This window comes from Candidatus Zixiibacteriota bacterium (assembly GCA_034439475.1).
Classification (GTDB): domain Bacteria; phylum Zixibacteria; class MSB-5A5; order GN15; family FEB-12; genus JAWXAN01.
In genome coordinates this window covers 1-14,875 of record JAWXAN010000030.1, presented here as the reverse complement: position 1 = coordinate 14,875, position 14,875 = coordinate 1, and the positions used below count along the sequence as shown (strand labels likewise).

General features: G+C 49.2%; 9 protein-coding genes. 7 read left to right on the top strand and 2 right to left on the bottom strand.

What is annotated here, in order from left to right; translation table 11 throughout:
* Both SGI97_03740 and SGI97_03735 read left to right on the top strand, forming a co-directional pair.
* The coding region (locus SGI97_03740; protein ID MDZ4723004.1) for a hypothetical protein at positions 1-1,937 on the top strand (1,937 nt) is incomplete at its 5' end.
* Positions 1,938-2,039: 102 nt separating this feature from the next.
* Positions 2,040-3,209: a site-2 protease family protein gene (locus tag SGI97_03735; protein MDZ4723003.1), complete on the top strand. Its 1,170-nt coding sequence runs from the start codon at positions 2,040-2,042 to the stop codon at positions 3,207-3,209.
* Here SGI97_03735 and SGI97_03730 read toward each other — a convergent pair.
* On the bottom strand, positions 3,187-4,701 hold the full coding sequence (locus tag SGI97_03730; protein MDZ4723002.1) for a response regulator: 1,515 nt from the start codon (positions 4,699-4,701) through the stop codon (positions 3,187-3,189). The two genes, SGI97_03735 and SGI97_03730, sit on opposite strands and share 23 nt — an antisense overlap.
* A gap of 585 nt (positions 4,702-5,286) precedes the next feature.
* Here SGI97_03730 and SGI97_03725 point away from each other — a divergent pair.
* The 3 genes from SGI97_03725 to ggt all read left to right on the top strand — a co-directional run bounded on the left by SGI97_03725 (position 5,287) and on the right by ggt (position 10,277).
* Complete coding sequence (locus SGI97_03725; protein ID MDZ4723001.1) at positions 5,287-6,138, top strand: T9SS type A sorting domain-containing protein; 852 nt, start codon at positions 5,287-5,289, stop codon at positions 6,136-6,138.
* A gap of 229 nt (positions 6,139-6,367) precedes the next feature.
* On the top strand, positions 6,368-8,548 hold the full coding sequence (locus tag SGI97_03720) for a beta-galactosidase (GenBank protein MDZ4723000.1): 2,181 nt from the start codon (positions 6,368-6,370) through the stop codon (positions 8,546-8,548).
* The gene (gene ggt / locus SGI97_03715; GenBank protein ID MDZ4722999.1) at positions 8,517-10,277 is read left to right on the top strand and encodes a gamma-glutamyltransferase; all 1,761 of its coding nucleotides are present in this window, start codon (positions 8,517-8,519) and stop codon (positions 10,275-10,277) included. The genes SGI97_03720 and ggt overlap by 32 nt, the downstream gene beginning before the upstream one ends.
* 770 nt (positions 10,278-11,047) lie before the next feature.
* Here ggt and SGI97_03710 read toward each other — a convergent pair.
* Positions 11,048-12,331: a hypothetical protein gene (locus SGI97_03710; GenBank protein MDZ4722998.1), complete on the bottom strand. Its 1,284-nt coding sequence runs from the start codon at positions 12,329-12,331 to the stop codon at positions 11,048-11,050.
* 131 nt (positions 12,332-12,462) lie between these two features.
* On the opposite strand from SGI97_03710, the gene SGI97_03705 reads away from it, so the two are divergent.
* Both SGI97_03705 and SGI97_03700 read left to right on the top strand, forming a co-directional pair.
* On the top strand, positions 12,463-12,999 hold the full coding sequence (locus tag SGI97_03705) for a DUF3592 domain-containing protein (protein ID MDZ4722997.1): 537 nt from the start codon (positions 12,463-12,465) through the stop codon (positions 12,997-12,999).
* Between the two features lie 145 nt (positions 13,000-13,144).
* Positions 13,145-14,599, top strand: a complete 1,455-nt coding sequence (locus tag SGI97_03700; protein MDZ4722996.1) for a phosphatase PAP2 family protein — start codon at positions 13,145-13,147, stop codon at positions 14,597-14,599.
* Positions 14,600-14,875 lie beyond the last annotated feature (276 nt).

The window sequence follows — 14,875 nt, the reverse complement described above, 5'->3', positions numbered from 1 at the left end:
GTTCCGGAGCCATAGGCACCGACGGCGTGGGCGATGTCCACCTCGTTTGGGGCGCTAACTTTGGTTCGCTTGCTAATCTGACCAAACAGTCTGACCGTGCGCGTCTGGAAATCCTCCTGTCGTCGGGTGTCATTGCTGTTCCGTTTGGTTCGCCTGCCGACACGGTGATCACGTTCGAAGGAATGTACACCAACACCGGTTGTACCCCTCTTATCGTCAGCCTGACAGCGAATATTGCCTCAAACGGCACGATTCCGCTTACGCCAGGTAATGGCGGTAACATTACTTCCGTCCGTTCTTCAGTTGCCGGAAATGCCGCATCTCTTGCGAATCGTCTGACTGCTAATAACTGGAAATACCTCCCGGGTGTTGAAGAGGTTGCTGGTGACGAGAACGTCAACACTTTTGCGACCCGCGACAATGTTGAGCGCTCAGATCGCAATCGTGCCGCTCTTGCCACCCCGGCTTTCTTGAACGAAAACGGAACCTACCCAGGTGACGTATTTGTTCCTGCCGGTGGCGGCATTGTGTTGGCTCCTGGCGATACCGCTGGTATCTCCGTGCATGCCAATGGTCCGCTTGTCAATCGTGGTCCGAACAACTTCTTTGTGGAGTTCACCCTTCACAATGATCCGGACTACTTCCTAAACACTACGTTGAAAGTTCCGCAAGTCTTCTTGACTCTCGTTGGTGGATGTCTCCTTGACTCAACCATCCTGAATTTTGGAGTCGGCGGCGCCAATACGCAAATCGTTTGGGGCGCTGGTCGTGTCGCTGAAAGCGGTCACGGCTGGAATATCGGCGGTGACGGTGGTTCTGTCTACCAAGGCGCGTATGTCTATGGTGTCAGCAAGCATCGTCTTGCCACGAGTTGCGGAGACTGGACTGGCGCTGGCCCTGAAGCCGACTGGATTTCCATGCAGCCGGATCCGAACTATTGCGATGGAGATTGCAAGCCTGCGCTTAGCACCAACATCTCACTCGGTTCGATCACTGCTGATGGATTTACTTATACGCCGATCCTTGGTAACATGATCTGCAAGTCCTACATTGATTCTGTACAGAATTTCACTGTCGGAGCTAACTGGCAGTGGGAATATACTGCTAACAATTCCGCATCCGCTCCGTTTGATAACGATTCTACCATGGGCTTGGGAGCCAATACCCGTACTATCGGCGCACTCAATGTGACGACAGCTACCGGTACGCTTCTGAATAATGGCACAATCGAAATCATGAACTTCACCAACCGCAACGCCACTCCGATCAATGGGTGGAAGATGTGGTCGATGATGGATTATGACATCGGCACAGACACAACTATCTACAGACCTGAAATCTCAACTGGCTGGTCCGCCAAAGCGAATGCCGCTGGCCCAGTAGGTTGGGGTATGGTCAAGATTCCGTTTGGTTGTGGATACACACCGATGAAGAACGCATATGCTCTGGATGCAACCCAGGCGCAATTCACAGACGCTATCTATTGGGATTCTGCCTATGGCTATGCCTCGTTGCCTCCTGGCAACTATGGTCAGAATGTCTCAACGGCTCCTCAAGATCAGGAAGGTCAATGGACTTTCGCAGAGAATGACTTTGCTGGTAACGGCACGCTTTCTCTCGCGATTGTAAACTTCCGTCTTGCTGGACTCGTGGATGCACGGTTAGCTTCCAACTATGGCGCAATCGCAAACCTGTTTAACAAGTTTGCTGGTTTTGGTCGTGGCGATGTCAACAATGACAATGCTATCAACCTCGCCGACGTCATCTATCTTGCCGAATCTGCTAACGGTTTCCCGGGTCAACCCGGACCGATTCCGTTCGCACACCTTGGTGATGTGAATGCCAGTGGCGGCGCTGCAAATGTGGCTGACGTGGCCTATTTGATTGATTACTACTTCGGTTACGGACCTTGTCCGTCTGGAGCCTTCGTATTCTAATCAGATAGTTGACGTTTACGTCATATATCGAGAGGCGGGGAAGCAATTCCCCGCCTCTTTTTATTGTGTAGCAAAATCGTTCCGGATGGTATAATTGAAGGCATGAGTGATATTATAAAACAGCAAGAGACCGCGCTCATCGAGCAGATGGTGAGCGATTTATTTATTGTTGAAAGCTCGTATCAGGACGGTGAGCAGACCACGCTCTCGCTCACGCCGAGGTATGACCGAATTCGGACAGAAGCGATGCTTGTTGACCGGCTGAAACATTCGGGGTACGACTTTACGGTCAAGCAGACCGAGCCTCTGTTTATTGTGACGGTGAGCAAGACCAGAGGCTGGCATATCCCCCGGTTGAATATCATACTTTTTATCATCACGCTCTTCTCGGTTTATTTTGTCCCTATATTTTTGCGGAACCTGCCATCGGCGCTGGCCTTAGTCCAACCGACAGCGGGGGATGGCTCGCTGTCATTTACAGAAGAAGCCGGTCTTGTTGCAAAGGCAATCTCGGAAGCATCGCAGACGACTATCGGGCAGATAGCTGAGGGGAGAGGGTTTGAGTTTACTGTGGCTATTATTTCGATACTGTTGATCCATGAGATGGGGCATTTTCTGGCCGGTCGGAGACGGGGGATTGTCACTTCGTGGCCGTATTTTATTCCGGCGCCAAATATTATTGGGACATTTGGGGCGGTCATAAAATCGAAGTCTCCGTTTTGGAACAGAAGGGACCTGATTGAGGTCGGCGCGGCGGGCCCGATTGCCGGTTGGGTTGTCGCTATGGGCTGGCTGGTGTATGGTTTGGCGAACAGTCAGGTGCTCCCGGCTGAGGCATTTTCGACCAGTGAAATGGCATTTTCACTTGAGGGAGAATCATTGCTCATGCAGACACTCGCGCCGCTTCTTGTTGGGGATGCTCCGAGTGGATATTTTTATCTATTCACCGAGGCGGCATTCGCTGGTTGGGTCGGATTGCTGGTGACGGCGATGAATATGCTTCCGATTGGCCAATTCGATGGCGGGCATATTGCGTATGGATTATTGCGCAATAGACAGTATGCCTTTGGCTGGATGGCGATGGCGGGATTGATAGTGATGGGGTTTGAATCTCAGATGTGGTGGCTGTTTGCGGCCTTTGGGTTGTTTTTTGGCGTCGCTCACCCACCAACGCTGGACGATAACCGAAAACTAAGCCGGACATCGGTTATAATGGGAATTGTCTCGCTGGTGATTTTGATTGTGTCGTTTACGCCTGTGCCGTTTCGGTGAGAATAATTTTTTGCAGTAAATCTATATCGATTGGTCTGTTATACCATTGCTGGAGGCTCTTTCCGTTTTCGAGGATGACTTCGAGGAAAACGACCACGACGCTTGCGTCGAATTGGGTGCCTGAATGGGCGATTAGTTCAAGGACGGCGGTCTCAAACGATGCCCCTTTGCGGTAGGGCCTGTCCGAGACGATGGCATCAAAGGTATCGGCTACCGCCAGCAGACGACCCTCGAATGGTATCTCTTCTCCTTTTAGGCCATCGGGATAGCCATTGCCGTCGTAACGCTCATGGTGGGAAATAATATATGGCACCGCCGGGGCAAAGAGGTCGATATGTCTGACGATTTTGAGGCCGACGGTGGGATGTTTCATCATCTGTTTCCACTCTTCATCGGTGAGCTTGCCGACTTTGTTGAGGACGGCATCGGGCACGCCGATTTTGCCGATATCGTGCAGGGTACAGCCGACGGTGAGATGATCGATTTGTTTTTCGCTCCAGTTCATCTTGCGAGCGATGAGTTCGGCCAGTTTCAATACGCGATCGGTGTGACCTGCGGTGTAGGGGTCGCGGGCCTCAATGGCGTTGGCAAGGGCATGGATAGCTTGCAGATATGATGTGCGAAGATCATAATAGAGATTGCTGGCAGTGATAGCCGAAGCGGCGGAGTTTGTGAGAATGGTGAGGATGTCGAATTGTCCCGGTGTTATCCGGCCAAACCATGAGATTGTTTGGAGGTTGATAATACCACAGATGGCAGTATCGATAACAATTGGTTTACTGATTAGCTGAATCGACTTCTCCTGAGCCGCTACAGTGATTCGTGTGGTTTGAACCTGTGTCTCAAAGCTCTGGTCTGCAAGGATTTGGCGAACCGATGTCAAGTCCAGCACTGCGGCTTCGGCAGTTTTCGAGTCCGCATCGCACAAAGTGCCTGCGACCTCATGCGTTTTTGGATTTACCCTTATAAACGCCGCCGCTGTAGCCCCTAATTCAACCTTGCATGACCTGAGGATAAGTCTGAGGTAGTCATCAACATTCTCTGTCACTGCGTAGGAGTTTGCTGCCCGGAGAAAATCGACTTGAGCCTCGAGATGTAACTTGTCACGCAAAATCTTTTGATGAGCCAAGCCTCGAGCGATGGTGGCTTTGAGAACTTCGAGTTTGAAGGGCTTCACAAGAAAATCATATGCTCCCTGTGTGAGCACTGCGATGGCGGTTTGTACTGTGGGATGGGCGGTCATGAGGATTGTCACAGCATCAGAATGGTGGGCCATTGTCGTCTCAAGAATCTGCAGGCCGGTGTGCTCGCCCATCATGAGATCGGTCAGGACAAGATCAATTTGATTGTCAGCAATAAAATCAAGCGCGATCAACGGGTCGTTGAAAGCCGTAACCCCATATCCCTCACCGGAGAGCGACTCAAGCATAACATCGCAGATGTATTTCTCATCATCGACGACGACGATTTGAACTGACGAGTTTGATGACATCGATGCCCTTTCGAAGTAATAGTCTTAGCTACTATCGGACAGACGCTGAAAAAGAAAATCGGAAAATGTTCTTTTGTATGATATTTGAGCCATGATTGTTGTTTTAGCGGAAGGAACACCATACAAGTAAAAGGGTCAAGTTCGGACATAATACTCTCGCGAGCCGCGCTATTACCGTTCAATCAGCCAGTGTCCTCCGCAGTGAATGGATGCGGTGGGCGCTGGAATATCTTTTGGAATCAATGCGTTGAGATAGAACCTCGGTCTCAATGCGACCAAACAAGACCGCTATAGTTTTACCCTTCAGTCACTTGCAAGGTTTTAAGAATCAAAAAATCTTATCCAGAAGGGAGGAGAGTAAAATGTCCAGAGGAGAAACTGCATGAACATTTTTGTAACTGTTTTTTTATTGACTAGTCTCAATGCCTATGGTATTATTTCAATAGAAGAGTGTAGAAGAATCAGAAGGCATAAGTTGCTGAGAAATAAATGGAGGTGTTGTCTATCTTGTTTAGTTAATTTTTTTTGATTTCGAAGCTGAAATATAATTATTTTTTTGACATTGGAATGGAGGCACGAAGAAAGATGAAGTGCAAATTGATATTGTTATTATGCTTGGGGCTTTTCCTGTTCGCTGGTTCGTCATTCGCCCAGGACACAGCACCCCCCGACACGGTCATCCTTGTGATTACACCGCCTGTTGCATCAGGACTGAATTTCAAGCTGACGGGTGAATTATACTTTTTTACGACCCCACAGGATGTTGTTAGCGCCTCGATGGGCTTTAAGTGGTTCGAGCCCAATCTAACCTTAGATTCGGCCGTAGCTTCACCTCTTGCGGTAAACGCATTTAATCTGAGCCGATTTCTGTATCCCAACAATAATATCGATTCTGCGAACTCACAGAATCGTTTTGTTTTTGGAGGCGCTAGAATTTCTGGAAACGGATTGCTTGCAAGTAACGCTCGGAAATTAATTGCGACGTATTACTTTACGCTCTCTCCCGGCCCTGGCCTACTTCCAATAATTGATTTTGACACGTCGACCTTCTCTTCAGGCACGATATTTAAGTTAGTAGGGAATCCAGGCGTCACCATCGTTCCTCAGTTTAACGATCCGACACCAGTAGGAAACCCGCTCGGGATAATACAGACCGGAGACGGAATCAATCTGCCTGGAAAGTTTGCCCTTAATCAGAATTATCCTAATCCATTTAATCCAAAGACCATAATTTCCTTCGACCTACCCAAGGGTGGCGATTATACTTTGACCATCTATAATGTCGCAGGACAGGCTGTTGAAGAAATTAACAACTCTTCTCTTCCTGGTAAAGTTGTGTATGAATGGAACGCCACACGATATGCATCTGGAGTATATTTCTACAAAGTTGTCTCGGGAGAACATACTGCGACTAAGAAGATGATGCTTCTTAAGTAAGATTGTGTCCTCAAGATTTTTTTTACAAGCCCCGCTCTCCAGCGGGGTTTTTTTTATTTACCTTTTTTCGACGCCAATAAAGATTTAATTGAACCTGATTTGACGTTGTAAGTTATTATGTATATTTGATTTACACGATTTATATTGACATGAGCAAATGGTTGTGCTATTATGAGTGCTTGATTTGGTCATAAAAAAATTCGTAACATATTGAAAGACAAGGCTTTATATGCTCGGGGTTATCGGAAATAAGTTCTCCATCGGAAAAGAAACATACGAACCATTCTCAGCTGAATTACACTATTTTCGTATTGATAAGCGATACTGGTCTATCTGCTTTGAGCGAATAAAGAAGGCCGGATTCCGTATAATCTCGACAGCTGTGCCATGGAATATCCATCAAAGCGACAGCCGCGGAGTCGATTTTAACGGCTTTGATGACCCAAAGAAAGACCTCGTGGTTTTCCTTGAGTTAGCCCGAGAATTTGGTTTCAAAGTCATTTTGCGTCCCGGCCCATGGGTGGCAGGACAGGTCAAATTTGGGGGACTTCCCAAATTTATCTTCAACGACAGTAAAGTTTTAGCGAGAGACGCCGCTGGCGCCGAAGTAAAACTTCGCGATGATTTTGGGGTAGAGGGGGGCTCTTTGCCAAGTTACCTTCATCCTAATTTCCAGTTCTTTCTCCGCAATTACTTTAAGGCATTTATAGAGACGACCAAAAATTATGTCCATCCCCGCGGTCCTGTTTTCATGGTAGAACTTGATTATGAAACCTCTTTCGGGCGGAATCTTGATCCGGCCTCAGCCGATTACAATCCCGATGTTCTCGCCGCGCACTATCCCTCCTTTTTGGAGAAGAAATATCAGGATGTTAAGGTTCTGAATAACCTCTATAAAGAAAAGAATGCTGATTTCGAGCATGTTGACCCGCCTCGTAAGTTCACCGATTTGGAATCCAAAAATTATCCTAAAGTCCTCGATTGGTTTAGGTTCCGTGAATATATACTCAACACTTACCTGGAATCGCTTGAGGACATCTTCAAAACCTACACCGTTGAGCCGCTGATGTTCAGGTCACTTTATTTTCGTCCGGGCGATTTGATTCCCGCATTTAATCTTGTTCCCGTAGACCGCGCGCCGTTCCTCGGAAGCAATGTCTTCCCCGAAGGGAGTTATTTTGATCTGGTCAACAAGGCCCGCTTTCTCAAGGCCGAGTACGGCTTTGCCTTTGCCGCTTCATTCGCCTCTGGTCAGGCTGCCGAAGACCCCGAGCGGGAAGAAAGTATCGCTCCAATTTCGAATAATACGCGAAGATTTTATTATGCGAGCGGAATTGCGGCCGGGTTCAAGGGACTCAACCACTATATGTTTGTCAATCGCGATCACTGGCATGGCGCGCCTCTTAACAACGACGGAACGGTCACCGATGGCTTTGAGACCGCCAAGAATTTCAACACGACACTTTCAACCGTCGATTTCGATGAGATGGCTGCCGATCCCGAGATTGCCGTACTCGGGAACCGCTTATACTATTGGCTCCGTGAAGCCCCGTCGCCAAAAGAATTTCCCTACATTCAGAAGCTCCTGGATGATTCCACAGTCGGATTCTGCCGCGATCTGATGCGACTCAAGCTCACTTATGGCGTCCGCGAAAATCGCGACTACGAGTCGATGAAGAAATACAAAATGATCTTTGTCCCGACCACCGATGTCATGTCCGAGCGCGACCAGGAAGGGCTGGTGGAACTGTCCAAATCGGGTGTGATTCTTATGCTCTGCGGATTGATGCCGCGCTTCGATGAAGAGCTAAAGCCCTGCGCGGTCCTTTCGAATCATTTTCGAATCAAGACCGTACTGGACTACCATATCGGCACGGTCACTCATAAAAACGGCTCATTCCCGGCCTATGTCTATTCTTCGATTCGCTCGACCGATGAAGGTAAAGTCAAGAAAATCGCGACAGTGGATTCAAAAATTGTCGCTATCTGCTCATCCCGCTTTAAGGGATGTATGTATCTTTTTACATTCGATCTGGCTTCGGGCGGTAACCATCAAAAGCTTTCGTTTATCGAGTCCGTCCTTGCCGGGGAAGGGATTGTCTCGCCCTTTTCCTGCAGTGACCCATCGGTAGATGTTTCATTTCTGAAAAAAGAGGGCCAAGGACTGCTTACTATCGCTGTGCCGCCGCCGGGAGAACTCTCTGATGGTTTCGAAGGGAATCAAAAGGAGATTATTATCCGCGTCGATCTGAAAGCGGTCGGAATGAATACGCCAAATGTCAAACTGACCAACATTCTCGAAGGCGAAACGACCACGCCGATCAAGACGACCGCCAAAGACCTCAAGACCGGGTTGTCATTTATGATAAACTATCCTGATGGAGCGATATACCTGGTCGAAAAACGATAACTATCCACTCGGAGTTTTATTAATAATGCTTCGCCGCAGTTCAATTTTTTCTCTGCCATCGGCAGCGACACTGTTAGTTGCGGCGTTTCTTTTTGCCTGTCAAGGCGTTTCCGTCCGCAACCATTACTCGCATGGAGCGGTGGCATCGACGTCTCCAATAGCCTCCTCTGTTGGGCGAGAGATAATGGAAAGCGGCGGCAATGCATTTGATGCCGCGATTGCCGTCTCCTTTGCGCTGGCTGTCGTCTATCCCCAGGCCGGCAATATCGGCGGCGGAGGCTTTGCTGTTATTCGCGATGGGAAATCAGGAAATATCTCGACGCTGGATTTTCGCGAGACTGCCCCATTAACGGCATTCGAAACAATGTTCCTCGACTCAGCCGGCGATGTCATCGAAGGTCTTTCCACTTCAGGCGCAAAATCGGCCGGTGTGCCCGGGAGCGTCGCGGGACTGCATGGGCTATGGAAAAAACATGGAAGGCTTTCGTGGAGTGAACTCTTAGCCCCGGCAATCAAACTTGCCGATACAGGTTTTCTGGTCGATTCATTTTTAGTCCATGAACTGATCGAACAAAAAGATTCGTTGTCATTTTTTCCTGAGAGCAAAGAGATATTTTTTCCGACAGACAAAGCCCTCAAGACCGGCGAGCGGTTTGTTCAAAAAGATTTGTCGGCAACATTATCAGCGATAGCCGCGGAAGGTCCCGATGGTTTTTACCGCGGACGTGTGGCAGCGCTCATTGATTCCTCTATGCGCCGCCATGGCGGCGTAATCAGTGAGGAAGACCTTGCGAGGTACGCCCCGGTTTGGAGAGAGCCGACTCATATCAAGTTTGATTCGCTCGATATCTATACTATGGCTCCGCCGAGTTCGGGCGGCATTATTATCGGGCAAATTCTGAAACTAATTGAACCGTTCGAACTTTCCGGCTACCGTCCGCATTCATCGGAATATATTCATCTCTTCAGCGAAGCCTGTCGGCTCGCATTTGCCGACCGTGCGGAGCATTTGGGCGACCCGGAGTTTTACCGCGTTCCAAATGGACTTCTTGACTCCACATATTTGAACTCGCGAAGAAAACTAATCATACCCGAGCGCGCTGGCAACTCGGGGGAGATTTCCGCCGGTAGGCAAGAAGTTACGGAATCAGAACAAACAACTCACATTTCTGTATGTGACAGCGCGGGGAACATGGTCGCGCTGACGACCACAATAAATGGAAGTTTCGGTTCGCGTCTGGTTGTGGACGGCGCTGGATTTCTTCTCAATAACGAGATGGATGATTTTTCGATCAAGCCTGGCCATCCGAATATCTATGGGCTGGTTGGAGGAGAAGGGAACAAAGTCGAGCCGGGGAAACGAATGCTATCGTCGATGTCACCGACGCTTGTCCTAAAACATGGCAAGCCGTTTTTGATTCTTGGTTCATCGGGCGGTTCGAAAATTATCACGACTGTCGCACAGGCAATTATTGCCATCACTCGTTTCAGTATGGAAATCTCGGATGTCGCAAAACTTGGACGTTTCCACCATCAGTGGGTGCCGGATAAAATCTACTTGGAAGAGAAGACTTTTGATATGGATACAAAACAGACCTTGATTCGGTATGGTCATAATATAGAAGAACGCACTCGATATAGCGATCTACAGATAATTCACATAGAAGAAAACGGGATGATGACTGCGGCTTCGGATCCGCGCAATGGCGGACAGCCGGATGGATTTTAGGCAACGGGGTTGCCGAGAGAAGATGACAATTCGTCATTGCGGGGAGCGCCTTCTTAGGCTTGACCCTCTACGGCGGGTCCGCACGAATATTTTCGATATTGGTAGGTCGATACCTTCCCAGGTCTCGACGTCTTTAAGTCAACTGATTGAGACAATACTGGCTACCGGCCTTCGCCGGTACGACATTAACAAGTGAGTCGAAGCGAGGTGTCCCGCTTTGAGGGCAAATCCACTTCAATGTCATTCCGGCGCAGGCCGGAATCCAGGGTTAATAGATGTGCAGGCCATTTTTGGCCTGCACCACATTACTAGTAAGTCCGTCATTGCGATCCGCAGCGGCGGACTTCTTAAGTGAAACGTGGCAATCTCAAATTCTCTTTTCTTGACAGGTATGTCCGCCTTTGCGAACTGACGTCTTCCTATTCTGTTGCGCTTAACTGGCGGGTTCGCGGATCCACCACGGCGGACAAGCTTCCCCGCCCTACCTATATCGCTGTCTTTTTTGTGTTGGGCGGGGGTGCGCGACCGGGACGTCCCGCACGAAGACATTTACACCGCGATTTCACTTTAGATCTTCGTGCAGGCCGACTCTGGCCTGCACGAAAATCAATACTGGTTTCCTGCTTCCGCGGGAATGACATTATCGAGTCCTGTAGCGCGGGTCATTCTTATGCCCCGCGAGTCTTCATTCAGGGACTTCCAAGATCACACAACAAGCAGAGTGGTACAAAATTTTTACCGCGCGTCAGGGATGACCTGAGCCAGACCCATCAAACCGACGACTCACCGCCAGCAACTTTTGGCCGGCCGTGCTTAATCCCCAAAATAATTGCGCCCGCGCCGGCAATTGAAACCATAAGAAACAATAATTCGCCGATATAAGGCACTGAGAAGAGCGCGGTCAGGACGATCAAGCCGATAAGGAGCGAGGAATTGTTGAGTCTGGTCTGTGGGTTTTTCGTTTTCCTCAAAAGCAAAGTTCCAAGGACATACGCTGCGATTATTTCTCCCGAATAAAAAATAATAGCGCCCGACACTCCCGCAAAGCCGCTGATCGGAAGCATGAGTATGCCAACGATTAGCACAAGCGAGCCGATGACTGATGATTTCTCAAGCACAACGAAGCCGGTAATAAGCAAAACAATTGAGACGACGAGGACGACAAAAATCAGCATCAGGGCAATCAGTCCGACAAAGCCTGCGGCAAGAGAGACCACTGTGCGGTTCCGAAGCTGATTATATGATTCCACTGCGTACGGACGGAAAAGATATACAGCAATAAGCCCGAACAAGAATGCCGCGAGCAGGGCCGAGATTCTGAATATAAAGGTAGAGAGCGATGATTTTAGCTCGCCGTCGACCTTATCCGATTCCGAAGGCTGCCACTCAACAACACCGGCAACTGTGACTCCTGAATCAATGACCAGATTCTCTTTTTTCTCGCTTGTATAGCGGAAACTCCCGAGGATGACAGCGGGGGGGGAGATGCGAATTTTGTTTGCATGGATTTTTACATCCCCACCAACAAATCCACGTATATCAACTCTACTCGCGCGAATCAATACGCCACCCTTAATTGTCCCGGCAAGAACCACCTCTGTGCCGAAGAGAGTCACATCCCTCTGGACGACTGAACCGGTTTTGAAAGTCAAATCCTTCCCCATAGCTAAGGCTGAGCCTTCTATTGTTCCGGTCACGTTTAACTGTTGGGAGACGATAACACGCAGCGAACCCGATACAACACCGGCATGAGTGCATTCTTCTGAGATGATATTGGCGGAACGGACAACTCTTCCCGACAGGGTTGCCGAATTAGACATCAATATGGAAAAATCGCCGTTTATTACGCCATCGAGCTGGAGATTGCGACCGTAGGCATAGTAGTCGTCGTCTATATTTTGAAGATTGGTTATCTGAATTTCATCTTGTTTTTCAAATGTCGAAGCAGACAACGTCTGAGTGGAGGAAAATGGGAAAAGTAAAAGCAATAGAGAGGGCAGGAGCCGTCGCTTATATTTTCGGAGCTTCATCATCGTGCGCAACTTTTGTCGCATCCTTTCACCTGACAATACGTTCTGCTGATAGGTAAGTTGCCATACTCCCAGAAGAAAGACAATCAAAAAAAATACTTTCGGACGGGAGGTAAAAGTGATATACATCATAGAGCTTTTATGCGAGAAATAATATGATGAGTGGCAACAATCCAAAGAACGCTGAACCCTTTTTTTTGCGCAGGTCGTTTAGACTTATCTTCGCGTTTGTCTCCCTCTTTCTTGGGGCCTATCTGATTTATCGTGGCGTTGACAAAATAGAGAAAGCCGCTGAGATCCGTCATTGGCCCAATGTAAGCGGGACAGTACTCAGATCAAATGTCTTGGGTGTTCGCGCCTTTCATCCAAATGTCGTCTTTGAATATTATGTCGAGGGAGTAAGACATATTGACAGCACAAATTTCGACCCGGCAAGTTTTGGCGGTCGGAACGCAAAACGCAACACCGCTGAAGTTATCGTCAAAAGCTATCCCGCAGGACGGGAAATTACCGTGTATTATGATCCAGCCAATCCCAACCGGACGACTCTCCGCCCATACGCCGGATGGTCAGCCTATGGTATCCTCAGCTTCGGTGTTACTCTGGTCTTCATTGGAATTATTCTGGGCTACTTCTCTTTACGAAAGCGCACCCAACAAACTTCCAAGCCATCGGTTGCTGCCTCTGCCTAACACTTCAAGGTCATTGTTGCATCCGCAATCGCTTGAATTCTCTATTGATTCATTGCCGCAAATATGTTATTATTCGCCTGAAATAATTAGGTTTTAGAGCGTTTTTATGGCGATTCTGTAATATTCATCCTAAAGGATAGGTCGTATGCTTTCCGCCAAGTCATTCTTGTCAAAGATTGTATCGATTATGCTTGTCTCTTTTTTTGCATTGAATTGCGATAAAGATCGTTCTCCAACTATTCCGGCCGAGACTGACTTTTCTGATCCACTTGCAATCGAGCCGACAGCGGGGAGTTGGGGGACATGGGTGATTGAAAGCGGTTCAGCCTATCGCCCCGCCGACCCGGGAGAAGTTCCTGAAGCTGAATTGCAAAGCGTCCGCGATAATGCCGTCACCCGAACGGCAGCTATGATGACGAATATCGATTATTGGGATATGGGGACATCGCGCCGGTGGAATGAATATCTTCGCTCGCTTATCATCCAGTACTCAACCAATCCTCCACGCGCTTCACGCGCCCTGGCTCTTGTATCTGTTGCCGGCTACGACGCTCTTGTGGCGTCATGGGATGCCAAATATTCTTATCTCCGACTGCGGCCGTCGGCATTCAGCAATCCGGGTACGGTCTACGGGACTTCGCCAGTAAGCCCGTCGTTTGTTGCCGAGCGGACAGCAATCTCGGCGGCTGTTTCGGAAGTATTAAAATATCTCTATCCGGCAGCAGCCGATTCTATTGATGCACGGTATCAACGCGCCAAAGATGCCGACACCTATTCGGGCAACCATTTCCCGAGTGACATTGCGGCCGGCGAAGCAATCGGTTTGGCTGTCGCGGCTGAGGTTCTCAATTATGCGGCAACCGACAATTCAAATGCTATCTATAGTGGCACTCAGCTCAATGGCGCTGGTTATTGGGTACCGACCCCGCCTGCCAATAATCCGAACCCGCTGGAAAAGGGCTGTGGGCAATGGAAAACCTGGATTTTGCCAAATGGAGCCGCAATTCGTCCGGTAGCGCCGCCATCGTACGGGACGCCTGAGTTTGATGAACAACTCCGCGAAGTCTGGGAGACAAATCAAAATCTGACCGCAGGCCGTCTGGCTATTGCGCAGTTTTGGGCGGACGGCGCAGGCACGCAAACACCTCCCGGACACTGGAACGAGATAGCCCTTACTCTGGCTGAAAATGACAGCCTCAATGAGCCGCGGACCGCGCGAATGCTTGCCCTTTTGGGAACAGCCCAGGCCGATGCCTTTATTTCGTGTTGGGATTCAAAATATCTTTTCTGGTGCGTTCGCCCGATTACCGAAGTGCGGGCGGTGTATAACGCTGCCTGGCTTTCTCCAATAACTACTCCGCCTTTCCCAGCATATCCATCGGGGCACTCGACAACTTCGGGCGCGGCCTCAACGCTTTTGGGTTTTCTCTTTCCTGACGACGCAGTGTCTTTATCGACAATGGGTATCGAGGCGATGAATTCCCGGCTCTATGGCGGAATCCATTTTCCATTTGATAATCTTGTCGGCTTTTCGATGGGGTCGGCTATTGCGACACGGGCGATAAGAATTGCCCTCTCCGACGGCTGCCCCGCACACTGAGTGGGTCGTCTCTGTCAAGATCACATTGTTAGCGGTGTGATCGAAAAAAACGAAGCTAAACTTCCAGCACTGTCGTTGCGAGGAGTGCCTCTGGGGTCCGCCGTGGCGGATGGTAATCTCATATTCGTCTTCATCTTGTAGGTCAGTCCGCCTCGGCGGACTGACGTCTTAATCATCGGTGCGCGACAGAGACGTCCCGCACGAAGAATTAAGAAGTGCAGTCAGCCTTCTATTTTGTCATTCCAGTCCGCCACGGCGGAGAATCCATCTTCGTCC

Coding starts and splice junctions, on each gene's coding strand:
- SGI97_03705 (MDZ4722997.1), top strand. CDS start 12,463: ATGATGAGTGGCAACAATCCAAAGAACGCTGAACCCTTTTTTTTGCGC.
- SGI97_03710 (MDZ4722998.1), bottom strand. CDS start 12,331: ATGCGACAAAAGTTGCGCACGATGATGAAGCTCCGAAAATATAAGCGA.
- SGI97_03720 (MDZ4723000.1), top strand. CDS start 6,368: ATGCTCGGGGTTATCGGAAATAAGTTCTCCATCGGAAAAGAAACATAC.
- SGI97_03725 (MDZ4723001.1), top strand. CDS start 5,287: ATGAAGTGCAAATTGATATTGTTATTATGCTTGGGGCTTTTCCTGTTC.
- SGI97_03735 (MDZ4723003.1), top strand. CDS start 2,040: ATGAGTGATATTATAAAACAGCAAGAGACCGCGCTCATCGAGCAGATG.
- SGI97_03730 (MDZ4723002.1), bottom strand. CDS start 4,701: ATGTCATCAAACTCGTCAGTTCAAATCGTCGTCGTCGATGATGAGAAA.
- ggt (MDZ4722999.1), top strand. CDS start 8,517: ATGGAGCGATATACCTGGTCGAAAAACGATAACTATCCACTCGGAGTT.
- SGI97_03700 (MDZ4722996.1), top strand. CDS start 13,145: ATGCTTTCCGCCAAGTCATTCTTGTCAAAGATTGTATCGATTATGCTT.